The 24466-nt window shown below is 47.5% G+C and carries 26 protein-coding genes; 10 read left to right on the top strand and 16 right to left on the bottom strand.

Features of this window, described 5'->3' with window-relative positions; translation table 11 throughout:
* Positions 1–41: 41 nt before the first annotated feature.
* Complete coding sequence (rapZ, locus tag BN1044_RS09800) at positions 42–893, top strand: RNase adapter RapZ (RefSeq protein ID WP_072308514.1); 852 nt, start codon at positions 42–44, stop codon at positions 891–893.
* 11 nt (positions 894–904) lie between these two features.
* Entirely contained in the window at positions 905–1177 is a 273-nt protein-coding gene (gene npr / locus BN1044_RS09795; protein WP_025801118.1) for a PTS phosphocarrier protein NPr, read from the top strand.
* Between the two features lie 72 nt (positions 1178–1249).
* On the opposite strand, the gene BN1044_RS09790 is transcribed toward npr, so the two are convergent.
* The 9 genes from BN1044_RS09790 to BN1044_RS09750 all read right to left on the bottom strand — a co-directional run bounded on the left by BN1044_RS09790 (position 1250) and on the right by BN1044_RS09750 (position 9362).
* A complete protein-coding gene (locus BN1044_RS09790; protein ID WP_072308513.1) occupies positions 1250–3169 on the bottom strand; it encodes a BglG family transcription antiterminator in 1920 nt (639 codons plus the stop codon).
* A gap of 496 nt (positions 3170–3665) precedes the next feature.
* A complete protein-coding gene (dagF, locus tag BN1044_RS09785; RefSeq protein ID WP_072308512.1) occupies positions 3666–4406 on the bottom strand; it encodes a 2-dehydro-3-deoxy-phosphogluconate aldolase in 741 nt (246 codons plus the stop codon).
* Between the two features lie 16 nt (positions 4407–4422).
* Positions 4423–5535, bottom strand: coding sequence for a DgaE family pyridoxal phosphate-dependent ammonia lyase (locus BN1044_RS09780; protein ID WP_072308511.1), 1113 nt, complete (start codon positions 5533–5535; stop codon positions 4423–4425).
* Positions 5525–6658 (bottom strand): amidohydrolase/deacetylase family metallohydrolase, encoded by a 1134-nt coding sequence (locus BN1044_RS09775; protein ID WP_072308510.1) that lies wholly within the window; start codon positions 6656–6658, stop codon positions 5525–5527. Before BN1044_RS09775 ends, BN1044_RS09780 begins: the two co-directional genes overlap by 11 nt.
* A 76-nt stretch (positions 6659–6734) precedes the next feature.
* A complete protein-coding gene (locus tag BN1044_RS09770) occupies positions 6735–7382 on the bottom strand; it encodes a DUF4310 family protein (RefSeq protein WP_046459776.1) in 648 nt (215 codons plus the stop codon).
* An 18-nt stretch (positions 7383–7400) separates the two neighbouring features.
* On the bottom strand, positions 7401–8177 hold the full coding sequence (locus tag BN1044_RS09765) for a DUF4311 domain-containing protein (protein ID WP_025801113.1): 777 nt from the start codon (positions 8175–8177) through the stop codon (positions 7401–7403).
* A 169-nt stretch (positions 8178–8346) separates the two neighbouring features.
* Positions 8347–8646: a DUF4312 family protein gene (locus BN1044_RS09760; protein ID WP_072308509.1), complete on the bottom strand. Its 300-nt coding sequence runs from the start codon at positions 8644–8646 to the stop codon at positions 8347–8349.
* A 3-nt stretch (positions 8647–8649) separates the two neighbouring features.
* Complete coding sequence (locus BN1044_RS09755) at positions 8650–9012, bottom strand: SFCGS family glycine-rich protein (RefSeq protein ID WP_072308508.1); 363 nt, start codon at positions 9010–9012, stop codon at positions 8650–8652.
* 2 nt (positions 9013–9014) lie between these two features.
* A complete protein-coding gene (locus BN1044_RS09750; RefSeq protein ID WP_072308507.1) occupies positions 9015–9362 on the bottom strand; it encodes a transcriptional regulator in 348 nt (115 codons plus the stop codon).
* Positions 9363–9792: 430 nt separating this feature from the next.
* On the opposite strand from BN1044_RS09750, the gene rnk reads away from it, so the two are divergent.
* Both rnk and BN1044_RS09740 read left to right on the top strand, forming a co-directional pair.
* Complete coding sequence (rnk, locus tag BN1044_RS09745) at positions 9793–10203, top strand: nucleoside diphosphate kinase regulator (RefSeq protein WP_025801109.1); 411 nt, start codon at positions 9793–9795, stop codon at positions 10201–10203.
* Between the two features lie 157 nt (positions 10204–10360).
* On the top strand, positions 10361–11455 hold the full coding sequence (locus tag BN1044_RS09740) for a transglutaminase-like domain-containing protein (RefSeq protein WP_072308506.1): 1095 nt from the start codon (positions 10361–10363) through the stop codon (positions 11453–11455).
* 61 nt (positions 11456–11516) lie between these two features.
* On the opposite strand, the gene BN1044_RS09735 is transcribed toward BN1044_RS09740, so the two are convergent.
* The 3 genes from BN1044_RS09735 to pmbA all read right to left on the bottom strand — a co-directional run bounded on the left by BN1044_RS09735 (position 11517) and on the right by pmbA (position 14303).
* On the bottom strand, positions 11517–12017 hold the full coding sequence (locus tag BN1044_RS09735) for a cytochrome b/b6 domain-containing protein (RefSeq protein ID WP_168780229.1): 501 nt from the start codon (positions 12015–12017) through the stop codon (positions 11517–11519).
* A 14-nt stretch (positions 12018–12031) separates the two neighbouring features.
* The gene (gene cybC / locus BN1044_RS09730) at positions 12032–12424 is read right to left on the bottom strand and encodes a cytochrome b562 (protein ID WP_046459780.1); all 393 of its coding nucleotides are present in this window, start codon (positions 12422–12424) and stop codon (positions 12032–12034) included.
* A 538-nt stretch (positions 12425–12962) separates the two neighbouring features.
* On the bottom strand, positions 12963–14303 hold the full coding sequence (pmbA, locus tag BN1044_RS09725; protein ID WP_072308504.1) for a metalloprotease PmbA: 1341 nt from the start codon (positions 14301–14303) through the stop codon (positions 12963–12965).
* 188 nt (positions 14304–14491) lie between these two features.
* On the opposite strand from pmbA, the gene yjgA reads away from it, so the two are divergent.
* The gene (gene yjgA / locus BN1044_RS09720) at positions 14492–15049 is read left to right on the top strand and encodes a ribosome biogenesis factor YjgA (protein ID WP_072308503.1); all 558 of its coding nucleotides are present in this window, start codon (positions 14492–14494) and stop codon (positions 15047–15049) included.
* An 87-nt stretch (positions 15050–15136) separates the two neighbouring features.
* Here yjgA and BN1044_RS09715 read toward each other — a convergent pair whose 3' ends face one another.
* The 4 genes from BN1044_RS09715 to BN1044_RS09700 form a co-directional block, all read right to left on the bottom strand.
* Positions 15137–15415, bottom strand: a complete 279-nt coding sequence (locus tag BN1044_RS09715; protein WP_072308502.1) for a barstar family protein — start codon at positions 15413–15415, stop codon at positions 15137–15139.
* Between the two features lie 5 nt (positions 15416–15420).
* Positions 15421–15879 carry a ribonuclease domain-containing protein gene (locus BN1044_RS09710; RefSeq protein WP_072308501.1) on the bottom strand — a complete coding sequence of 153 codons (459 nt, stop codon included), beginning with the start codon at positions 15877–15879 and terminating at the stop codon, positions 15421–15423.
* A gap of 256 nt (positions 15880–16135) precedes the next feature.
* On the bottom strand, positions 16136–17596 hold the full coding sequence (locus BN1044_RS09705; protein WP_072308541.1) for an NAD-dependent succinate-semialdehyde dehydrogenase: 1461 nt from the start codon (positions 17594–17596) through the stop codon (positions 16136–16138).
* A 213-nt stretch (positions 17597–17809) separates the two neighbouring features.
* The gene (locus BN1044_RS09700; RefSeq protein ID WP_072308500.1) at positions 17810–18124 is read right to left on the bottom strand and encodes an HdeA/HdeB family chaperone; all 315 of its coding nucleotides are present in this window, start codon (positions 18122–18124) and stop codon (positions 17810–17812) included.
* 738 nt (positions 18125–18862) lie between these two features.
* On the opposite strand from BN1044_RS09700, the gene hha reads away from it, so the two are divergent.
* From hha to BN1044_RS09675, 5 genes are all read left to right on the top strand, one after another.
* Positions 18863–19072, top strand: coding sequence for a hemolysin expression modulator Hha (gene hha, locus BN1044_RS09695; protein WP_072308499.1), 210 nt, complete (start codon positions 18863–18865; stop codon positions 19070–19072).
* 228 nt (positions 19073–19300) lie between these two features.
* On the top strand, positions 19301–20701 hold the full coding sequence (locus BN1044_RS09690) for a glutamate decarboxylase (RefSeq protein WP_072308498.1): 1401 nt from the start codon (positions 19301–19303) through the stop codon (positions 20699–20701).
* Between the two features lie 152 nt (positions 20702–20853).
* A complete protein-coding gene (gadC, locus tag BN1044_RS09685) occupies positions 20854–22401 on the top strand; it encodes a glutamate/gamma-aminobutyrate antiporter (RefSeq protein ID WP_072308497.1) in 1548 nt (515 codons plus the stop codon).
* Between the two features lie 106 nt (positions 22402–22507).
* Positions 22508–23446, top strand: coding sequence for a glutaminase A (gene glsA / locus BN1044_RS09680; protein WP_072308496.1), 939 nt, complete (start codon positions 22508–22510; stop codon positions 23444–23446).
* A 59-nt stretch (positions 23447–23505) separates the two neighbouring features.
* Entirely contained in the window at positions 23506–24426 is a 921-nt protein-coding gene (locus BN1044_RS09675) for an ion transporter (RefSeq protein ID WP_247650280.1), read from the top strand.
* The last annotated feature ends 40 nt before the right edge of the window (positions 24427–24466 follow it).

Raw genomic sequence — 24466 nt, 5'->3', positions numbered from 1 at the left:
AGACAGCCATGCGGCTGTCCGAACTCAAGGGGAGTTGTGACATGGTGCTGATGATTGTCAGCGGCCGTTCCGGTTCAGGGAAATCCGTTGCGTTACGTGCGCTTGAGGACATGGGATTTTATTGTGTAGACAATCTTCCCGTTGAGCTCTTGCCAAATTTAGCTCGCTCTCTGGCCGATCGTGGAACCTCCGCCGCCGTCAGTATTGACGTGCGCAACATGCCAGAATCTCCAGAAGTTTTGGAAATAGCGATGGACAGTCTGCCTGACAGCTTCTCTCCGCAGCTGCTGTTTTTAGATGCCGATCGTAATACGCTGATCCGTCGATACAGCGATACCCGTCGCCTGCACCCTCTCTCAGCTAAAAATCTGTCGCTGGAAAGCGCCATTGATGAAGAGAGTGATTTGCTGGAGCCATTACGCTCACGCGCCGATCTTATTATCGACACGTCCGAAATGTCGGTACATGAACTGGCAGAAATGCTGCGTACGCGCCTGCTTGGCAAACGCGAGCGCGAGCTGACGATGGTATTCGAATCATTTGGCTTCAAACACGGTATTCCCATTGATGCCGATTATGTCTTCGACGTTCGCTTTCTGCCTAACCCGCACTGGGATCCTAAACTGCGCCCAATGACAGGTCTAGATAAACCAGTTGCTGCATTTTTGGATCGTCATACCGAAGTGCATAACTTTATTTATCAGACACGCAGCTATTTGGAACAGTGGCTGCCAATGCTGGAAACCAACAACCGCAGCTATCTCACGGTAGCCATCGGCTGTACCGGCGGCAAACATCGTTCTGTTTATGTGGCGGAGCAGCTTGCAGACTATTTCCGCTCACGCGGGAAAAACGTGCAATCTCGCCACCGTACGCTTGAAAAACGTAAATAGGCACCCGTTGTATGACCGTAAAGCAAACCGTGGAAATCAAAAACCGTTTGGGTATGCATGCTCGCCCAGCGATGAAATTGTTTGAACTGGTTCAAGGCTTTGATGCTGAAGTATTGCTGCGTAACGAAAGCGGCGTTGAAGCTGAAGCCAGCAGCGTTATCGCACTTCTGATGTTAGATTCTGCTCAAGGCGGTCATATTGAGGTTCAGGCCGAAGGGCCGGATGAAGACAAAGCGTTAGAAGCCGTCATTTCGCTGTTTGAAGCCGGGTTTGATGAAGACTGAGTGTTAAATTTTTATATTTAAAAGCCTCTGCATGCAGAGGCTTTTTTATTCAACTCTATCAATAGGATGGAATTAACTGCGGCTCAAACAATCCATCGCAATGGCCCTAAACTGTTCAAAGTCAGTGCTAGCCAATAACCGTCCTACAGCGCGTTCTCGCATAAAGGTCACGAACAAGTCGTAAATAGCCATCGCCTCTTCGTAATCCTGCTTGCTAATGGCGAGCAGGAAGATCACATGCGCCGTTTCGTTCTCGCTCCAACGCACGCCTTGCGGAGCAAGCACGGTATAAATCACCGTTTTCTTGGCCAGCAATCCCAATGAATGGGGTAAGGCAATGCCCTCGCCCAGCATCGTAGACACAATGCTTTCACGCTCAACCACCGAAGGATGGAAATCAGCGTCGATATACCCTTCCTGCTGGATCTGATGGCAAATTCGGGCAAACAAATCAGCCTGCGAAACAGGTTCATCCAAGATACAGAAATGCGCCGCATCAAAAAACTTTTCCAGCATATAAGGCTTAGTACGATCGACTAATACCAGTTTGGCTAGCTGCTCTAGCTGAAAACTGGTTGGGAAAGGGGCTACGGTCACAATCGGTTTATTCTTTTCAGGCACTTTCACCATCGAGATAACAAAGTCTTCTTCGATATGTTCAAGCTTTTCATACTCTCTTAACGAATCCACCTGATTAACGATCAACTGTGGAAACTCACGTTTCAGCTTAGTTTCCAACAAGCGCAGCGTAGACATACCAGAATCGCATACCAGTAATGCCTGCGGATGGCGCTCGTAACCAATGTCATAATGCCGCTCTAAACCCACGCCAATATGTAAAACCAGATAGCCAATTTCATTATCGGTAATGGTATAGGGCATATTTTTTCCCCAACTCGATACCGCGGCCAGCGTCACATCGTACGCTAGCGGATAATGCTGTTTGATATGCTCAAGCAGAGGGTTAGGAATATTTATCTGGTACTTAGCACGGGTCATCATGGTCGCAATATGCGATAGCAAATCGCTGCTCAGTTGCTCATCACCGCGTAAATCGTAGTTATAATGCTCGTTGATAAAATCAAGAATGTGGTTCACCAGCGCGTGGTTTTCATCACCGTCGATATTTTGCAGGCTGCTGGCGTCCGTGATACGTCGGGCGGCAATTTGCACGCTCAGATAGGCCGCTTCGGTTTCAGGAATACCGCAGCCAAATCGCTCTTCCAGGTAACGGGCAACGTCACGCGCGGCCTGAGTAAACACCGGTTCAACGTCGCTAACATCCAGCGCCTCTAACACAAAACCGGTGCGAATGCGGTGCAAAATAATGCCGCAATAGATCAGCAACTGCTGCTCCGCCTCATCTGTTAAACGGATTTGATACTGCTGCATGGTGAGGTGTAGCTGTTCGCGCAGTTGGGCAATATCAATTTCAGGCAATACTTTGCCCCGCAGCTCACCAAACAGCGGGTCGCCCGCAGGATACTGAAACAGCAGGTTTGCCAAACAGGCGCGCACCGCGTTCTCACTACCAAACAGCTTCATGCCATAGTGCGGCTTACTTTCTATCGTTAATCCGTACTTACCCACCATATCACGCACATCGGCCATATCACTTTGTAGCGATGCTCGGCTGACAAACCAGCTATCCGCCACATCATCAAGTTTGATTGGATCGCCCTGTGCCAAAAAACGTAGCAATAGATGAGTTACACGATCTTTTGCCGAGCGCGGAACGCTTCGCGTCGCTCGGCTTTGCTGCTGTAGTAGCGAAAAACGGTCGGCATCATGCACGTCTAATCGATAGCCGCTGCCCCGCAAATGCACAAACTCGGCACCATATTGGCTCAGAATATCATTCAACGCGGTAACATCGGTTCGCACGGTTCGAGTAGAGACAGCAAAACGCCGCGCTAACTCTTCTTGAGGCAATGTCTCCTCAAGAAGCGCGTCAAATACCTGATTTAAACGAGGATAAGGAAATGAGATCATGCTAATACCGCTGCTAACTTACTGATGGACGCAACCCTGCGCAAAAAAATCATAGAGAAAACCAAATATGCAGAGGCAATTTATGGACCAACTTTACACTGATGTATCAGATCATATACCCAAAATAATTCACGTTGCTTGAAGGCGGCAAACCCGCTCACCCCAGTCACTTACTCAAGTAAGTGACTGGGGTGAGCGGGTGCAGCCAACGCATAAGCAACTTGAAGTATGACGGGTATAAGGTGAATGGTTGCATTGGAATTATATCGTTCACTAACAGATGCAGACAGGCAAGTAATGTGATCTAACGGGCAGAATTCGGAATTACTTCGCGGCGAGAAAAAAGAGAACGGCTGAAACACCCTTAAAAAATTATCTCCCTCTATCCCTTCTCAGAAAAGGGGATCACTCACTGCGGTTCAATGGTTCTCGATCGGCTCTTCCTTCTGCCAACGAGCGAGACTGGGAGAAGTTATCTCTCCCAGCCAAAAAAAGACTAACCCACCAGCTTCTTCACCATCCCAAGCAACCGTGCAACATCTTGCGGACGCGTATTCCCCGAGGCTTTATCAATGATCGAACTGTAGATATGCGGGATCACTTTCTCTACGCCAGCATCTAGCGCGATTTTCAGGATCTCTTCAAAGTTATCTAGATCGATCCCGCCCGTCGGCTCTAGCCAGAAGTTCTGTTTCGCACAGGCTTTAGCCACATACTCAAACTCCGCACGGCATGTTAACCCGCCCATTGGGAAGTATTTCACCGAGCTGCCGCCCATATCTTGCAACAGCGCAATCGCAGACTCGACAGGCACAATCGCATCGGGGCCTTGGCTGCTCAGCGGGCCAGTAGATATTTTCACCTGTCCGACCGTTCCGGTGGGCGACACTAAGCCATTCACCACGGATGCATTCTGCCCCAGCATTCCACGGCTGGTGCCCACGCCGGTAAATACCTGATTCACATGCTGTGGCTGTACCTCCGCTGAAATCTGCGACACCATCAACGACTGGTTAGGATCGCCGGCTCCCAGCCCCACAGACAGCGCATTATTAATCAGCGCTGAGTATTCCTTCATATCCGCCACGGCAGAAGAAACGTCAGGGTAGTCTTTCGATAGCACCCCAACCAGCACATAGCCTTCAGCTGCTTCATAAATTTCGCGGGCGTTCTCTTTGGAACCCGCTAGCACATTCAGGCAAACACGATTTTTATAAAATTTAGGTGTCAGTTGCATCAGTTAACTCCCTTAATTAGAACAATGCTTTAATACATTGGTAAACGGTATGCAGCTGCTCGGCGCTAACGCTACGCACATCCACTTCAATTTTTCCTTCGTTAGCTTTATAGCCACGGAAATAAATCGCGGGATCGCCGTTCTTCAAACGATCAACGATCTCCTGCGTGCTGATCCCTAATGCCGCATGATCGAAAGCGATTTCAGTGCGCGCAATATCGCGACCGGCGCTGTCCCAAACGACTTTTGCCTGTACGCCGTTGAGTGAATTCAGGTTCTTAATAAACGCCGTCATTTTTTCGACCATCTGCTGGCCGCTCTCTTTTTCAAGCGTCATATAGCTGGCGATGGCCTGAGTCAGGCCAAGAATGCCTTCTTTACCCACTTTCATCGCCCGCCCAATCCCATTGGACTGCAGCTTCACCCACTCAACATACTGCTGCTTACCGATCACTAAACCACTGGTTGGGCCTTCAATCGCCTTAGCACCGCTATAAATCACCAGATCGGCGCCCATGTGGTAATAGCACTGCAAATCCTCTTCGGCCGCCGCATCAACAATAAGCGGTAGCTGGTGAGCTTTCGCGACTTCAGCGGCCTGTGCCACATTCAGCATGCTTTTCTGCACACAGTGATGGGATTTGATATACAGAATGGCGGCCGTATTTGGCGTAATTGCCGCAGCCAGCTGCGCTGGGGAGCATTCATTGGCATATCCCGCCTCGCGCAGCGTACCGCCCCCCAGTTGCACCATGGTGCCTACTGGCGCACCGAAGTTTACGTTATGGCCTTTTGGCACTACGATCTCGCTGGGAACATCATGCGGATGTGCATGCAGGTTTTCCAAACGGTACAGATTATCTTTAACGATTACCGCAGCCACCGACTGAGCGATCCCCGCAGAAGCGCAAGACACCACCACCGCATCTTCCACGCCAAGCAAATCAGCAATATAGCGACCGGTTTTGTTCACCAAATCTTTGACTTCAAAATAGTGATTCAGGCCAAAGTTAACGGCTTCAACCACATCTTCGCGCGGCGTCGACACGCCCAAAATGGTCATACGGCCTGAAGTATTGATCACCGTTTTCAGGTTATATTTCTGATAGATAGACTGATTAGAAGACATTTCTGGATTCTCCATCCTGAGTAAGCATTGGCTGCCCTGCCACAACGGCGGCCAGCGGCAGGATCAGGGTTTGCCCGCTCCTGCTTTGTTGTTCTGAGTCGGCATAAACCTGCGCCTGCTCAACCACATCAAAAATCGTAAAGTCAGCGTCGCAGCCCACGGCTAAGCGGCCTTTATTTGGCAAGCGCAGCGCCTGTGCGGCATTAGCAGTGACGCAATTGATAATTTGTGGCAGCGAGAGCCCTACCAGCAGGAATTTAGACATCACGTAGGCCAGGCTATAAACCGGCCCCTTAATACGATTTTTGCAGTAAATATCAGAGCTAATGGTGTGCGGATAAATCCCCTGCGCGATAGCCACTTCAGCCACATCAAAACTAAAGCTGGCGCTACCGTGCCCCACATCGAGTAAAACACCGCGATCCAACGCACGCTTCACCGCGCTGCGTAACTCCCCTTCTGGGGTCAAAATGCGGTTCGGTTTGCCGTTATAGCAGTGGGTAATGATGTCACCCTGAGTCAATAAATCAGCAATATCATCGAGGTTTGGTGGATTGTTACCGATGTGCACCATCAGCGGTAAACCGCCGTTATTGGCCTGAATTTCTTTGGCGCGAACCAATGGCTGAATCCCGTTTTGCTGCACCACGCTGCTGCTCATTCGCGCCTTAATACCGACCACAAAGCCTTGGTGCGCCCGAATCGCCTTGTGCGCCAGCGCATCATCAATATCATTCATATCTCCCAGCTCATTTTGGCGCAGCAGACCAATGCGGGAGATATTCAGAAAGGCAAACACGTTGGTTTTAGCGCTACGGGTTAGGCGATAAAACTCATCGATGTCATCAGCGCCGGTGCTTCCCGCATCAACAACGGAGGTCACGCCGCTGGAAACACCCACCAGATCGGGCTCGTCGTTATAAATGGGAGAGGAGGGATAACAGTGGGTATGGGAATCAATCCAGCCAGCGCTGATGAAATATCGGCCTTGCAGATCGAGTGTTTTAGTCGCCGTCGCGTTATGTTCCAGCGAGCCTAGCGCCGCAATTTTTCCCTCTTTGACAGCAATATCCACCACGCTGCCGTCGGCACATTTTCCCTGTTTAATAATTAAATCGTACATCGCACACCTTCTTACTTCTTAGTTCAGGTGAAGAATGTCCCGCACCACGGCGCGGGCATTGAGGAGATTTGAATGGTTAAATCGCGACTGGGAAAATTGAGCCAAAAATCATGGCACCCAGAATTGCACCACCGGTGATCGGTTTCTGCCAGAGATAGAACAGCAGAGCGCCAATCAGTGAGCCGATACCAATAGGAATCGACGCGGTAATCGCAGACAGAATAATCAGCGGCCCCAAGAAGCGACCGGAAGCATTCCCCGCGCCCATCATCACGTCAGCACCGTAGGTTGAGTTGCTCTGATTGATGGTAAATTTACGCGCCAGAATAATCAGATAGCCAATCGCTAAACCAATCGCCAAGCCGGTTACCAGCGAAGCGCCAAAGTTCTCTACCGGATAAACAAAGCCAGCCCCGAGTAGCAGTGCAGGAACCCCCAAACCGACGCCGGTTTGGATAGCACCGCCGATATCCAAAATCCCCACTAAGGAACCTTCGATAATGCGGGCAAACAGGAAGCTCGCCCCGAATGCCGCGACCGCACCGTAAGAACCCGTATCGATACCCGCACGCAGCATAGAAACAAACGCCACTTCGTTAAATGCGCCGATACCGTACAGGTAGTACATATGTGTACCGGCGAACACACCGGCAGAGAGCAAACCAACAAAGATCGGGAATGACCAGTCGGCGTACCAGAAGTTATTCTTTAATTTCTCGTCCATTATCTGTACTCCGCCTGATTATTTGCCGCTAAGGGTATTGTGGATTTGGTCTAACCAGAACGGCACACCAAGATGGAAGGACTCCAGCATTTTCATGTCGAAACCACGGAAGAACCCGCTCAGCACAAACAGCAGCACGATAACCGCCATCATGATCTTAGTAACCTTGTTCCAGCCGCTCTCCTCCACGCCTTTACCAATCAGGATGCCCAATACCAACCCCGGTACGGCGTTCCCCATGATGAGCTGCGCCAAACCACCGAAAATCGTGGCCCAGAAGCCAGAGCGACGCCCTGCATCAATGGCAGCTAACCAGAAAATCACTGGCATCACGGTATTCACCAGCAGGTTCGCCGCAGGCACCAACACTTTCACCGCGGTGATTTGCAACGCGGCAGGTACCGCCGAAGCCGTTGAGTTCAGGAAGGCAACCACAATCACACCGATGATGCCGCAGGCAATCGCCATCTTTTTAGGGTCGTGCATGGTGGTAGCTAAGTCGCGGTTTTTCATCAACAATACGGCGGCACCCCAGTTAGGGATGATGCGGTGATCGACGTCCTGCGTGAATGCACCGGCGGCAACGGAAGATGCCCAGGCGTTAAAGAAGAAGCCCAAGCCAAAAGAGAAGTGGGAAGCCGGATCGCCTTCGCAGGAATTCAACTCGCCTAAAGTACGGAACGCCCCCATACCCTGAACCGTGGGCGCATGAAACATACGCGCGGCCCCTGCGCCAACCCCCACGCCAACCAATCCGCCGATAATAATCGACTTCAGGAGGATAATTAGAAACATCAGCATATTCCTTATAATGTTATATACCCGTCGTCTTTCAAACTGCCGCTTTTGGCATGCATGCTGAAAACGATGGAGTACAGGAGAACATTAAATAATTAATATTCTCCTATTGTGATAATACACTGGAGTAGTTACATACCGTTATATTTGACGCAGCATCAAATATTTAGGGTGCTAATTTAAAATCAATTTTATCGGTATCAACCGTTGTCATATTTACCGTAACGTCAATGGTTACAGAATAGAGGTATTTCTTTCTTGGCAAGAAAAAGAAAAGAAACTTTTCGGTCGTTATTTTCTCTTCTGCCCTAATGACTTTAATATCGACTGGTTCAATTCTCAGGAATACCTTTTTGGATTCCCGCAGTAATGCACCCTGAACGCTACTTAAAGCGGCGGCAAAAGCTTTCTGCTTGGTATCACTTTTACCACTGACGGTGACCGTCGTCGTGATATTTTCTTTCATAAATTAGCCACCGTATTTTTTGGCATACGCTTCAACTAATCTCTGTCCTAACTCTTCTTTATCCATAAAACCAAAACCCAGCACGTTATAGCCTTCGTTAATTGCGGTTACGCCTTCTTCAACCGAACGCATACCGTATTTTGCTTTGTAACCATGCTTAGTTTGAGCCGTAATTGCACCAGCGCCGCCGCTGCCGCAGAAAGAGATCCCCAGATTCGCGTCTTCCTGCTTCATTACGTCGCCCAGCTTCATATCAGCCGCAACCCCTGGGATGACAACTGCAACACCGCCAGCAGCTTCGACACCCTGTCCCACTTTCTGACCTTTACCCAGACGATCACCGATTACCACCTTAATTGCAGTCATGATTATTCTCCCGTTACACAACTTAATTCGTTTTCTTTGGCCACTTCAAAGTGGACAGATAATAAATGCGCTTCTTCATAGGCCAGATTATTAAACCAGCTAACAACCTGCTCTGCTAAATTTAGAGATAAAGGCGAAATTTCATCGAAGAGAGAAATATCGACTTCAGGTAATGCTTCACCCGTATGAGAACGTAACACCATGGCTTTAACGTGAGAAAATAACATCTGTTTTTGCACGTCATTAGGATAAATACCTTTATCCGTAAGCAGGCTGACAACTTTTTCAAGCGTCGTATTAGTTTCTGATTCTACTTTTTTCTCATCCACTGAGAGTTGTTGTTCTGCCACGCCTTCTCTCCCCTATTATTCATTTCAACCGGAGCGTTATCTCTGTTGATGTTTGTACCCTACAGCGGATAAATAAAAGTGAGCAGAGGGTCTTTTTCCAATTCAAACTGGAAATTAATGCCAAAAGCCATTTCCAGTTCAAATTTCGTTTAAAGTTCGCCAGTAGAAAATATTTTATTCCCTGATTTATCAGGAAAAAACAGTTGAGAGGTTATAAACCCGGATAGATTTTGATACTATCAAAGAGTCGGATATAGACTGTCCGATTCGTGATACAGCTCACTTTTAAAAATCTGGCAAGCTATCTATTATCACGTTATAGAAATTTAGAAGAACTCTGAACCCTTGCGCTTACGGGCGCGAGGGTTTTCTTTTGACACAAGACAACAAGAACAGGAAAGCCTCCTGTCTACCTTACATGGAGAGAACTATGTCACGACCAGCCATTATTCTGAACGAACTCGATGCTGCCCGCTTAGACACGCTGCTTGAGCAGCCTGCTTTCGCCAGCCTGCCGGTCGCTGAAGCATTAAACAATGAGCTCGATCGCGCTGAAATGCTCAGCCCTGCAAACATGCCTGCTGACGTGGTAACCATGAACAGCCGGGTGAAATTCCGCGACCTCTCTTCCAAAGAAGAGCATGTGCGCACGCTGGTTTATCCTGCGAGCCTGAAAGACAGCGCGACTCAGCTGTCTGTTATGGCACCTATTGGCGCGGCATTACTCGGCTTGCGCGTAGGCGATGCCATTACATGGGAGCTGCCAAACGGCCAGAAAACCCATATCGAAGTCTTGGAATTACAGTACCAGCCCGAAGCGGCCGGTGAGTATCATCGTTAATCATCACCGCTCGTAATCATTTTTAACGGGTAAAATATCTCTCTCACCTCGCTGGGTTAGCGGTTGGCTTCAGGCAAACAGAAACGGCGGATGAAAATAGGGAAGCCACATCAGACTCGCTGGCTTCCTTTTCCTACAACATAAATTTGGGAAATTCATGAACAGACGTCGTTTTCTTCGCCTTAGCGCTGCCGTTCCTTTCATTGCCTCGGCCCTTATGGGCGTTAACCACGCTAACGCAGCAAATGAAACCAAAGATTGGAACCACTATCGCGTCACAACACAGGTCGATATTCCGGCTACCAACGAAGCGGTGCAGCTGTGGCTGCCATTGCCCGCTACCCGCTTAGGCGACTACCAGCGGGCTCAAACGCCACATTGGAAAGTATCAGACGATGGCAAAGCCAAGCTGATGCTGATAAAGCCATATAATACGCTGGTGCTGCATGTCAGTTGGCCCACCACAACCGCCGGTCAACATAGCGTGACCATGACGCAAAGCGTGAGCACTCGCAATCGCCATATCGATCTTAAAACCCCTCCGGCCAATCCCGTTAAGCTAACAGCAGAAGAAATGGCGCTCTATTTGCAGCCAATGCGCTATTTACCGACTGACGGCATCGTGGCTAAAACAGCCAACAAAATCATTCAAGGACGCGGCGACAACAACATCGATCGCGCCAAAATGATCTATGACTGGGTGGTGGCCAATACCCAGCGCGATCCCAAAACGCAGGGCTGCGGCGACGGTAACGTTAAGCAAATGCTCGACAGCGGTAATCTTTCCGGTAAATGCGCCGACATCAATGCGCTGTTTGTGGCGCTAGCGCGCTCGGTTGGTATTCCTGCTCGCGACGCCTACGGCGTGCGTTTGGGCAAGTCAGACATGGGCTTTAACAGCCTAGGCAAAGATGGCGATATCACCAAAGCCCAGCACTGCCGCGCGGAGTTTTATATGGAAGGTTATGGTTGGATCCCGGTCGATCCTGCCGATGTGCGCAAAGTGATGCTGGAAGAACAAGCCGGTGGTCTACCGTTTAGCGATCCTAAGGTACAAAAAGCCAACGACTGGATGTTTGGCGGTTGGGAGATGAACTGGATGGCCTACAACCATGCCCATGACCTCAAACTTCCAGGTACCCAAGATCAAGCGGCTTACCTGATGTATCCACAAGCCCAGGTTGGGGATACAAAATTGGATAGCTTGAAGCCAGACGCTTTCAAATACTCGATTAACAGCGTGAAGCTTTAATCATCGCGCTACGCCAACCCTTTCATCACTCGAAGAGAGGGTTGGACGTTTACAGAGTCGCTCATCGTTTACCCGGCAACATGGCGCGCACCAAGTCTTTACGCAACCAAATCGACATCACAATCACCGCCACAATATGCACACAAACCAGCGCAGTGACAGCGTTAACTAACCAATAATGCCAATCATCAACCGGATAGAGATCGATGAAATCCGTATCTTGTGCCCAGCCGGTGAGTGCAACCAGTGGCAACAAGATCCAGAACAGCCAAATCCCAATAGCGCCTAGCGGATTATGATGTAACCCCGCTGGGGAAGTTCGCATTTTCAGCTCGCGAAAATGGTTCTTCAGAGATGAGGGCGTTGGAACGATGGCAGACAAACGCGCGGGGCCTTTGGCGAACGTCAGCCCCCACAGCAGGCGTAGGATCACTAGGCTCGCCACGGCAAGCCCAATCCCCTGATGCCAATCGCTGCCCGGCTTGGTGACATGTAGGCGGTTAAGCAAAAAGCCCAGCGCTACGCCCCAATGGGTGACGCGCACGACCCCATCCCAACGCATCCCCAGCGCCATAATTACTTATACTTCTTATGGTAAGCGTTGCGCGTATCTTTAAATTTCTCAGCAGCGGCTTTCGCTTGCTCAAACTGCCCTGCATCAGCGAGCTTCTCGGCATCGTTGATTTGGCCAATCAGAATATCTAACCCATGACGAAAATCTGTCATTTTTGCACCATCAGCAGGCTCTTTTTCCAGCTTAGGCGGAGTCCCCTTCTGTGCTTCTTGAGCTCCTGCCTTCATGCCTTCCAGCGCTTTTTTAAACTCTTGCGGGTTATCCGTCTTTAACGCGGTTTTATAGTTGCTGGCGATGGTATCCATTGCATCACCCACATCTTCTCCAGCTGCATAGGCCAAAGAACTCCCCATCAACATTGCCGCACTTGCCAACATCAGTAATGTTTTACGCATCTTATTTTATCCTTACTTATTGATAACATTTGCTCACGTTTATCAACATAGAGAGTAGGGGCGGGATGTGCAAGATATGAAAGAGGAATTTACGTTTATTGACGGGGTAATTGTGCGTAATTTGAAGATTTTGAGAAAGGTTTCGACCGCCTATCAGTAACGGCTTTCACATATGACTTGGTTAGAAGGCGTCCGAGTCGGGTGGCCCCAAACCTAACGTCGACATCCTGTCGACGTTGCTCGAACTACCATGACTTAACCTTTAAAAACAAAAATAACCGGTTTTGTATTTTTAGTGTTCCATGAAGCACATTTTAGATTCGCCATCAGGGTTGATGGTGAAAGGTTGAGGGCGTGCAGGGATGCACGCTCCGAAACCGGTCGGCCAAACAACTCAGGAAAAAGCGCGAGAGTGAAGAGGTTGCGCGCTAGCAACCTTTTCTCGGACGCTTACGTCAGCACTTAAATGGAGATATATTTGCTAACTAGCGTTCGAAACCTATCATCAATACAACAAATTCTGTATCGCCCCTAAACCCTACTCCCCCGCAATCTTCATCGCTTCCAGCAGCGCCGAGCCGCACTGGATATTACTGCGTAGTTCGATGTCATCACCCATGGTGACCAAATTCGACCACATATCTTTCAGATTACCGGCAATCGTCACTTCGCTTACTGGATACTGGATTTCACCATTCTCAACCCAGAAACCAGCCGCTCCGCGAGAATAATCACCGGTTACGCCGCTCACGCCTTGGCCCATCAGCTCTGTCACTAAGAAGCCGGTACCCATTTTCTTCAGCATATCCTCAAAGCCCAAACCTTGGCCCGCGATACGCCAGTTATGAATACCACCCGCATGCCCAGTGCTTTGCATACCCAGCTTACGCGCTGAATAGCTGGTCATCAGCCAAGTCTGTAACACACCATTTTCGACAATATTACGTTCCACGGTGCGCACACCTTCGCTGTCAAACGGCGTAGAGGCCATTCCTTTCAACAGATGCGGTTGTTCATTGATGGTCAGCCATTCAGGCAGGATCTGCTTGCCAAGGCTATCGAGTAAGAAGGTTGATTTGCGATAAACGCTGCTGCCGCTAATTGCACCTACGAGATGACCAAATAGCCCCGTAGCCACTTCGGCAGCAAACATGATCGGCGCTTCCATGGTCGGCAGACGACGTGGCGCTAAACGTGAAAGCGTACGGCGAGCGCACTCCTCACCAACCCACTCAGGCGTTTTCAGATCGTTGATATCACGCGCAATGGTGTATGCATAGTCGCGTTCCATATCACCTTCGTGCTCGGCAATCACACAGCTAGAAAGCGAATGACGGCTGGAGCTGTAGCTTTGCAGCATACCGTGGCTGTTACCAAAAACTTTGATGCCATAGTGGCTGTTAAAGCTGCCGCCTTCGGTATTCGTAATACGCGGGTCAAACTGCAAAGAAGCCTGCTCGGCACGCGCCGCTAATTCAATGCCGCGTTCCGCGTCCAATTCGGCAGGGTGGAACAGATCTAGATCCGGCGCATCAAACGCCAGCAGCTCTTTATCTGCCGGGCCAGCAAACGGATCGGGAGAGGTATAGCGCGCAATATCGAGCGCGGCCTGCACGGTGCGGGCAATCGCATCAGGGCTCAGGTCAGTCGACGACGCGCTCCCCTTGCGCTGCTGGTGATAAACGGTGATGCCTAAAGCACCATCGCTGTTAAATTCAACATTTTCAACTTCGCCAAAACGAGTGCTAATACTGATGCCGGTGGTTTTGGTGACGGCCACTTCGGCGGCATCGGCACCGACTTTAGCCAGTTCCAACGCCTGTGCAACCGCGTTTTCCAGCGTCTTGCGTTGTTCTGCAACCTGAGTGATTACTTTCATCAATCTGCCATAATTATCAGAAATGGATTAAACCACCGGCGCAATCATCGCCGTAGGCCGTTATGATAGGCACCTTAACGTGCCAGTTTCTAAAGCTTAGCTGTCTCTGAGTTTATCAGGAACTGAGATCAATTTCGCACAATCGCTACAACCTGATAGGATTAGCGTCTTTTTTTAAGGAATCAGATATGCAGAAGCATCCAGACGAAGACTGGTTAGACGAAGTACCCGAAAACGACATTGATAAAGACGAAGACGACGAGATCATCTGGGTCAGCAAAAGCGAGATCAAACGCGATGCAGAAGCCCTGAAAGATCTTGGCGCAGAGCTGGTCGATCTCGGCAAAAACGCGCTGGATAAAATCCCGCTGGACGCCGATCTGCGTGCTGCCATTGAGCTAGCACAGCGCATCAAAAAAGAAGGCCGCCGCCGTCAGCTACAGCTGATTGGTAAAATGCTGCGTCAACGTGATCCAGAACCAATCCAGACTGCGCTAGATAAACTCAACAACCGTCACAACCAGCAGGTCGCACTGTTCCATAAACTGGAACAAATTCGTGACCGTTTGATTGATGAAGGCGATGACGCAATTTCGATTGTATTGGATCTCTATCCGCAGGCCGATCGTCAGCAGCTACGTTCGCTGATCCGCAATGCGAAGAAAGAGAAGGCTACCAACAAGCCGCCTAAGTCAGCCCGCCAGATTTTCCAATACCTGCGCGAACTGTCTGAAGAAAGCGAGTAATGGCGCCCCTGCCAGTGCATCTTTCAGCCAAGCGGATGACCGCTTGAAGGATGCACTGCTGCAGTTGCTAATGAATGTATGTTTGCCCTAAAGGTTTTTTTCTGCCGTATTAAAACGTAGCGCCCCTTCCAGCTCCTCTTCAGCTTCTTCAAAAAGCAGAACCAGCGCGGCAAAGCGACGTTTTTTATGGCCGTTAAAATTTACGAACTCAATCTCTACCGGTAGTTTGATACCCGCCGTCACCACATCCCAGAGCGCATCAAGATTATTGCCAAACTCACTATCAAGAGAAAATGCTAGGCTAAACTGGCGGTAAAATGCCGGAAGATCGGCAATATGACTAAAATCGAACTTAACTTTATTCATGCTGATCACTCCATTTTAGTAAAGTTGCGATAGTGATCTCGCGTTACGTAAATCAGCCCATCATTAGAGTAGATCAACCGATCGGCCTGCCGATGTCCGCAGCGATAATTGATATCAGCTTCTCGCCACACTCGTTTTGCTTTTTGCGGTAAGCGTTTTTCACGATTAGAAAAACGATCGCCGCCAATCGCTTTGCCGGGAAGCACGCTGCATAAATTTCCCGCGCTGGGTTCCCATCCTTCCACCCTCGCCTGTTTTTTCGTGATGTAAAAACTAGGCAGTCGTTGGTGTTCGCGTAAATAGCTAATAACACGATCCTGTTTGGTAAGCTGCTCAATATCTTCTGACGTCGAAACTGATTGCCCTTCATTACTGCTACTGCTGTTGGCAGCCTGACTGTTAAGAAAAGCCACCCCGCTCAATGCCAGAATAATCAGTAATCCGGTCCATAAACGCTTTGCCATACATCCTCACCCAACCATTGCATAAAGGATCTAACTAAAATAATTGCGAAAAATGAAGCACAGATGAAACCCACATTTTTATTTAGGCTGCGTGATCCACGTGATTACGCAGAACTGAACAACCAGCCCTCGTACTTATCATAATCGCAGAATAAGGAAACACCAGTAGGTATAGATTGAACAAATAGGAAAATAGCGTGGGGTTTTGTCTTATGCGGGCGAAATACGTGAGCACACGCAGTTCGCCCGTCAGGATTTAGAGATTACCGAGGTGCAGCGTTTTCACTTCCATAAACTCTTCCAGACCCAGCGTGGAACCCTCACGGCCCAAGCCAGACTCTTTCACCCCGCCAAATGGCGCGAGTTCAGTTGAGACCGAGCATTCGTTAATACCGATCATCCCGCTTTCCAACAGTTCAGATACGCGGAACACGCGCGACAGATTCTGAGTATAGAAATAAGCCGCTAAACCAAACGGTGTATCGTTGGCACGTTTGATCACTTCATCTTCAGTTTTGAAACGATAACAAGCAGCAACAGGGCCAAAGGTCTCTTCCGATGCCATCAGCATGTCTTCGTTAGCTTCAGCAATCAGCGTTGGCTGGAAGAAATTGCCGCCCAGCGCGTGGCGCTGTCCGCCCACAATCACTTTCCCGCCATTTTCTAAGGCATCTTTAACGTGTTGCTCCACTTTATCCACGCCCTTCTCGCTCACCAACGGGCCGACATTCACACCTTCGTCCATGCCGTTACCCACTTTCAGCTTGCGCACTTCATCGGCCAAACGGCTCACAAACGTATCGTAAATGCTGTCGTGAAGATAAATACGGTTGATGCATACGCACACCTGGCCCGCATTGCGGAACTTGTTTGCCATCACACCTTTAATTGCGGCATCTAAATCGGCGTCTTCAAAAACGATGAAGGGCGCATTGCCACCCAACTCCATCGACACCTTTTTCATGGTTTCAGCGGCGTTACGCACCAAGGTTTTACCCACGCCCGTTGAGCCGGTAAATGAGATTTTACGCACATCTTTGCTGGCCATTATGACGTCGCTGATAGCCAGCGTATCCCCCGATACCGCGTTCAACACGCCATCTGGGACACCGGCTTTCTGCGCCAGCGCTAACAGTGCAAAGGCACACAGTGGAGTTTCATTGGCGGGTTTGATCAAACCGGTACAGCCCGCAGCAAGAGCAGGGCCTAATTTGCGCGTTAGCATCGCTAACGGGAAGTTCCACGGCGTAATCGCGGCGACGACGCCAACGGGTTCACGCGTCGCCCAAATGCGCGAACCCGGCTTCACCGGCGGAATTATCTCACCGTTGGCACGCTTCGCCTCTTCGGCAAACCACTGAATAAAGCTGGCGGCATAATCGACCTCACCCAGCGCTTCTTTAAGCGGCTTCCCTTGTTCAGCCACCATCAGTTCGGCCAAAAATGGCTTATTTTCAACGATCAGGTGATACCAATTCTGTAGGATTTCAGAGCGTTGCTTGGCCGTTGTTTTACGCCATGCAGGTAACGCTTCGCTGGCGGCACGAATCGCTGCCTGAGTTTCTTTCTGCCCCGCATTGGCGACTTTAGCTACCACTTCACCCGTTGCAGGGTTGGTGACTTCATAGGTATCCGAGGCGTCCTGCCATTGACCAGCAACAAAAAAGCCGGTTTTAAAGAATTCATTTTTCTTAAGTTTTTCGTGTAAGGGGTTCACTTCTGCCTCCAGAATCGCCGCGATGCTCACAAATGAGGTCCACTGTGAGTGGTAAAAAAAATGCACACCGAAGAGTATAGAGGAAGATTTTTAAGGTGGAGATAAGAAGTCGATGAATTTTAGCAGGTGCTAGCTACGCCCTTTATTTTAGTCAAGGCGCGTTATTATTCGCCAAGCCTAAGAAGTCTTAGCGCTTGGCGTTAGAATTAAATCTTAGTGCACAACTAAATCCTGTAATTTGTTTTTGAATTCATAAACTTTTTTATCTTGGTTTTTCTTACAGAATTCAACCATCGGCGGCACAGCAATCACTGCAGATTCACGCAAAGAAACAGAATCACCACCTTTGTAGTCGGTTACATCATCAAGCATAAAGAAGGCAATTGGGGCCATAGCTTTAGGATTAAGGTCAAGAAACTCTTTACAGTTCATGTCTTTAGGTGTCACTTCCACATTAGCAGCAAAGCTTGAGCTCAGTGGAATAAACAACGCAGCAGAAAGAGTGGCGACAAGAATTGATTTTTTCATAAAAACCTCAAGTAATTAATGATGGGTTATTGATGAAAGAACAATACATTTTTAAATTGTAAACTCAAATAAATAAAAGACTCTGTTTATGCAAAGTTTACAAATTAATAAAGAGATTTACTCGCTAAAAAAACATCTTCCACCATCGTTCAAATCACTATTTTATGAATTATCTTACACATGTAATCCTTAGACTACACCTATCTAGAGCAAGCCCTATAGACTATATAATTCAAGGTGTTTATCCTATCCATAGTAGCTTATTTACTTTGAGGCTTCTGATTTAACATTATAAAAATAACTCATCGTTAAATTAATAAATTTCATTTTTTCAGTGCAAACAAATTCATTGCAACCCGTTGCCGAAACATGCGCATCACTATACCGAACCGTATACTAACGTATATGACAACCCAGTTATATCCGACAAGGTATTTTTGTGAAAATTATATATATATTTGTTATCAGCTGTATGTTTATACCCTCCCTACATTCAGATCATGAGTACATCACCGCTAAGAGATCATGCAATAATCTGATTCATATGATAAACATAAAAGATCTTACAAAAGACATCATAAATAACCCACTATTAAAGAATAACAAAAAATGCGTATCTCTCACATGGAGATGCGATGCAAAGTAGATACAACAAAAAAACATTCATCAACTTATAAAATAATTTAGCATTGAAAATATTTACACGTGAATAATAAATCAAATTTGAGCATTGTTAGCATGAAAAAAACAAAGCAGGATTGGCTGTTTCAGCTTCGTCGTTGTACATGTAAAGACACACTAGAGAAAGTTATTGAAGCCAATAATTACAAACTCAGCCAAGGCGATCTCATCGTTTTTTACTCTGCAGCCGATCATCGGTTAGCTGAAATCATAATGAATAAACTCTACGATAAAATACCTTCTTGTGTCTGGTCCTTTGTTAGGTAATGACTATTTTGCGCATAAAAATTAAAACTAAAGGCGACATCTTACGCGTGTAGGAATATGACTTCATTTACAGGAATCCTATCTTATATCGTTAAACAAAATATTATCATGGCAAAAATAAGAACATCTTCGTTGATAAAACTGAGAGCAATAATAATGTTTAATCATGTCACTGGAGTGAATCTAGTATCTAGATTAAATATGACATCAACCTTTTAGAGGTAATATATGAATAATAAACAAACGCTGAAATGCAATGATGGCCTAGACGATGTTTACGCTTCCATTGAATTATCAACCTCACTACCAAAAACAAAGTTCCCCGCCCAAGAGCATGACCCTCGTAATATTTTCAATGCGGTTCGTGATGAATTAATGTTAGATGGCAACTCTCGTCAAAACTTGGCAACTTTTTGCCAAACATGGGTTGATGAAGAAATTCGCGATCTAATGGATTTATCAATTGATAAGAACATGATTGATAAAGATGAATATCCACAGACGGCCGAAATTGAAACGCGCTGTGTGCATATGCTGGCCGATCTTTGGAACTCTCCAACACCTGAAACCACGCTGGGCTGTTCTACTATCGGTTCATCAGAAGCCGCCATGCTGGGTGGATTAGCGCTTAAGTGGCAGTGGCGTAAAAAGCGTGCAGCTTTAGGTCTATCAACCGATAAGCCAAACTTGATCTGTGGCCCAGTACAAATTTGCTGGCATAAATTTGCTCGTTATTTTGACGTTGAGCTGCGTGAAATTCCGCTGCAGGGCGACCGCCTCATTATGAGCCCAGAAGAAGTCCTCAAGCGCGTCGACGAAAATACAATTGGTGTCGTGCCAACGCTCGGTGTCACTTTCACGTGCCAATATGAGCCTGTTAAGCAGGTTCACGATGCCCTCGACCAATTGCAAAAAGAGACGGGTCTGGATATCCCAATGCACATCGATGGTGCGAGTGGTGGCTTCTTGGCCCCATTCTGCGCACCCGATCTTGAGTGGGATTTCCGCCTACCTCGCGTAAAATCCATTAATGCTTCCGGCCATAAATTCGGACTTGCTCCGCTCGGGACTGGCTGGGTTGTGTGGCGTGAAGCGGCTGACCTACCTCAAGAACTCATTTTCAACGTTAACTATCTTGGCGGCGACATGCCAACCTTCGCGCTGAATTTCTCACGCCCTGGCGGTCAAATTATTGCGCAGTATTACAACTTCTTGCGTTTAGGCCGTGAAGGCTATGCCAAAATTCATAATGCCTGCTATTCAACGGCTCAATATTTGGCACAAGAAATTGAAAAACTTGGACCATTCGAAATGATCTTTGATGGTGATTGTGAAAAAGGCATTCCTGCGCTTGCTTGGAAACTTAAAGACAACGCATCAACCAATGGTTATACCCTGTACGACTTGGCAGACAGACTGCGCAGCCGTGGTTGGCAGGTGCCGGCCTATTCCATGCCTGCTGAACGTGAAGACCTTGTGGTACAACGCATCCTAGTGCGACATGGCGTTAGCCGCGATCTCGGTAGCCTATTGATTGATGATATGAAGCGGGCGCTGGATTATTTCGAAAAACACCCAGTAAGCCATGCTCTGTCTGAAAAAGAAGCCAGTGGATTTAATCACGGTTAAACTCTATTAGCTTTTCCTATGATTATTTAATCAATAACTTTATTAGATTGAAATGATCTAGGCCTCCCTATATTTAATAGACAACAGCTGCCCTTTCACAAATATATTCCATCCGGGATAGAGAGGGTAATTGTTGTTTCAAGGAAATAACAATGGCGAATATAAAAGCCTCCCCCGCAACAAACCAATTATCGTTATTAGGCTTCTTTGCCATAACGGCATCAATGGTTATGGCAGTATATGAATATCCCACCTTTGCAACCTCAGGGTTTAGCTTAGTCTTCTTCCTGCTACTCGGCGGTATTCTATGGTTTATTCCCGTAGGCCTGTGCGCGGCAGAGATGGCCACGGTTGAAGGTTGGGAAGAAGGCGGCGTTTTTACTTGGGTATCTAAGACCCTCGGTGAACGCTGGGGATTCGCAGCAATTTCATTTGGGTATCTGCAAATTGCAGTCGGTTTTATCCCAATGCTGTACTTTATTTTGGGGGCTTTATCTTTCATTCTAAAATGGCCTGCACTCAATGAAGATCCGATAACAAAAACCATAGCGGGATTAGTTATCCTCTGGGCATTAGCCATTACCCAATTCAGCGGTACAAAATATACCGCCCGCATTGCGAAAATCGGTTTCTTTGCGGGTATTTTACTCCCTGCTCTTATTCTGGTTGTTTTGGCTATTAGCTACTTAGCGAGCGGTGCACCTTTACAAATTGAAATGAGCACGGCGACCTTCTTCCCTGATTTCACACAGATCGGGACATTAGTGGTATTCGTTGCCTTTATTCTGAGTTATATGGGCGTTGAGGCATCAGCAACTCACGTCAATGAAATGAAAAATCCAGGCCGTGATTATCCTATTGCGATGATACTGCTGATGATTGCTGCTATTTGCTTGAGCTCAATCGGCGGACTTTCGGTTGCTTCCGTTATCCCACATAATGACATTAACTTGTCTAGCGGCGTCGTTCAGACATTCAACGTGCTTATTTCACATTACGGCCCCGGCTTTGAATGGGCGACGCGTATCATTGCCGCACTGCTGATGTTGGGTGTTTTAGCCGAAGTCGCTTCTTGGATCGTCGGGCCTTCACGAGGTATGTTCGTCACCGCACAAAAGGGCATACTTCCTAAAAGCTTTGCAAAAGTGAACAAGAACGGCGTGCCCGTTGCTTTAGTTATTTCTCAATTGGCTATTACGACCATCGCGTTGACTATTCTGACAAACACCGGTGGCGGCAGCAATATGTCGTTCCTAATCGCATTGTCATTAACGGTGGTTATTTATCTTTGCAGCTACTTCATGCTGTTCTTGGGTTATATTCAATTAATCCGTAAGCAGCCAGATAAAAAACGTGCTTTCCATATCCCTGGCGGCAAGAACTTCAAAATTCTTATTGCCGTGGTTGGGCTGGCAATTTCATTAATTGCTTTCATTGTTTCATTCTTCCCGCCAAGTTCATTACCGGGCGGTGAGGCGAATGATGTTTACGTTGAACTCTTAGTTGTTAGCTTCCTCATTGTATTGTCCATTCCTTTCATCGTTTATGCATTACATACTAAGAAAGGGAAAACAACCAATGCAACGCTAGTACCTATCAAGTCTCACAACGCACCAGAGGGTCATTTCTTCATGCACCCACGTGCCCGTTCAACACATCATTTTGTCGTTGGCAGCGAAAAGAAAATTGATAGCAAATAGTTAGTATTTTTCTTCAAATAAATACAACTCACCTAAACGCCTAATTTATTTATTAGGCGTTTTCTACGCTTTAGAGACTAAAATATTTCACTATAGGGTTAACTTTATGACTATGGTTCTAAATAATGTACAAGAAGCATTAGTGAACGCGTACTCCCAATTTTCAACACTCGCGGGCGGAGAAAACGCAAACTATATTCCTTATTTAGCAAGCATCCCCAGTAACGTCTCCTCAATGGCTATTGTCACCGTTGATGGCGATATTCTGTCTCAAGGAGATTCTGACTTCCGGTTTGCTTTAGAATCTATTTCCAAAGTATGTTCTCTTGCCTTAGCACTCGAAGACGTTGGGCCAACAGAGGTACAAAACAAAATTGGTGCAGACCCTACTGGACTTCCCTTCAATTCAGTTATTGCGCTGGAACTGCATAGCGGAAAGCCCTTATCTCCTTTGGTGAACGCTGGCGCCATGTCTACCGTGAGCCTTCTTAACGCAAATAGTAGCGAACATCGGTGGGAGCGTATTCTTAATATTCAGCAGCAACTGGCAGGAGCGCCGATCTCACTGTGCGAAGAGCTTAATCACTCAGAGCAAACCACTAACTTTCATAATAGAGCCATTGCTTGGCTGCTATATTCTGCAGATGCTATGTACTGTGATCCCATGGAGGCCTGTGATGTTTATACCCGCCAGTGCTCAACGTTAGTAAACACCGTTGAGCTTGCAACTATGGCGGCCACTTTTGCCGCCGGCGGCATTAATCCAATTACCCAGAAAAAAGTATTAACCGCAGCGAATGTTCCTTTCCTTCTTGCTGAAATGACCATGGAGGGGATGTATGGAAGTTCTGGCGATTGGGCTTATACCGTTGGCTTGCCGGCAAAGAGCGGCGTCGGTGGCGGAATTTTAGCGGTAGTTCCGGGCGTGATGGGGATCGCGGCATTCTCTCCGACGCTTGATGCCATGGGCAACAGCGTCCGAGGTCAGAAGATGACGGCATCCTTCGCCCAGCAGCTGAATTATAACTTGTACAAGAATCGCTAAAATCACACGCCATTATTTCTCGCGATAGACAAATCGGTTGAAACCGGTGGAAGAATTCGATGGCTCCATCTTCTATCCAAAATTTAACGATTCCGATAGAGCCATTCATGACGACAAATAACCATATGAAAAATAACCAAACTAGCAATTGGCATCAGAATTTATATTCATTTCTTTTCGACATTCACACTAAGCATGGAAAAAGAGCTGAGTGGGTTTGGATGTCTATATCAATCGCAAGCGTTGCTCTTATTTTCCTTGAGTCAGCGGACCCAGAGGTTAATAACAATATCCCTACAGGAAAAAACGTCTATTTCATCCTTGAGGTTTTGTTTACCGCAATATTTACTTTGGAATATATTTTACGTCTGTTATCTGAAAAGAGAATGAGCACGTATGTTTTTAGTTTTCTCGGGGTCGTAGACGTAGTAACCACGTTGCCTCTTTATATTTTATTATTATATCCTGATATTGCATGTGAGTATTTTACGCTCTTGCGAATGCTACGGGTCATGAGAATATTACGTGTATTTAAAATCATGCATTATATGGGGTCAGTCAATTTACTATGGGAGAGTATTTATGGTATACGCAAAAAGTTATTGATATTTTTTACTTTCGTCTTTATCCAACTGTGTTTATTTGGCGGGATTATGTACGTCATCGAGGGGCCAGAAAATGGCTTTACCAGCCTTCCCGTTGCCGTTTATTGGGGGGTTGTCACAATGACAACGGTAGGATACGGCGATATCACGCCTCATACTGCGTTAGGACGCTGTCTGGCATCCATTCTTATATTGATTGGCTATTCGATTATCGCCATACCTACTGGGGTATTAACGGCACATATGACAGACCTGTTGCAACGCCGCCGTCACACTCATAGGTGTTCGAATTGTAATAAAACGGGTCATGATGAGGATGCCGCATTTTGCAAAGTCTGCGGGCACCCTTTTAGCGTATCACGCAATGATGGCTAAGCAGTAAAACACTGTCTCCACGTGATTCGACTTAAGCATA

It is taken from the genome of Hafnia alvei, assembly GCF_900095695.1.
Taxonomy (GTDB): Bacteria; Pseudomonadota; Gammaproteobacteria; order Enterobacterales; family Enterobacteriaceae; genus Hafnia; species Hafnia alvei_B.
This window is presented reverse-complemented; position numbering and strand designations above follow the sequence as displayed.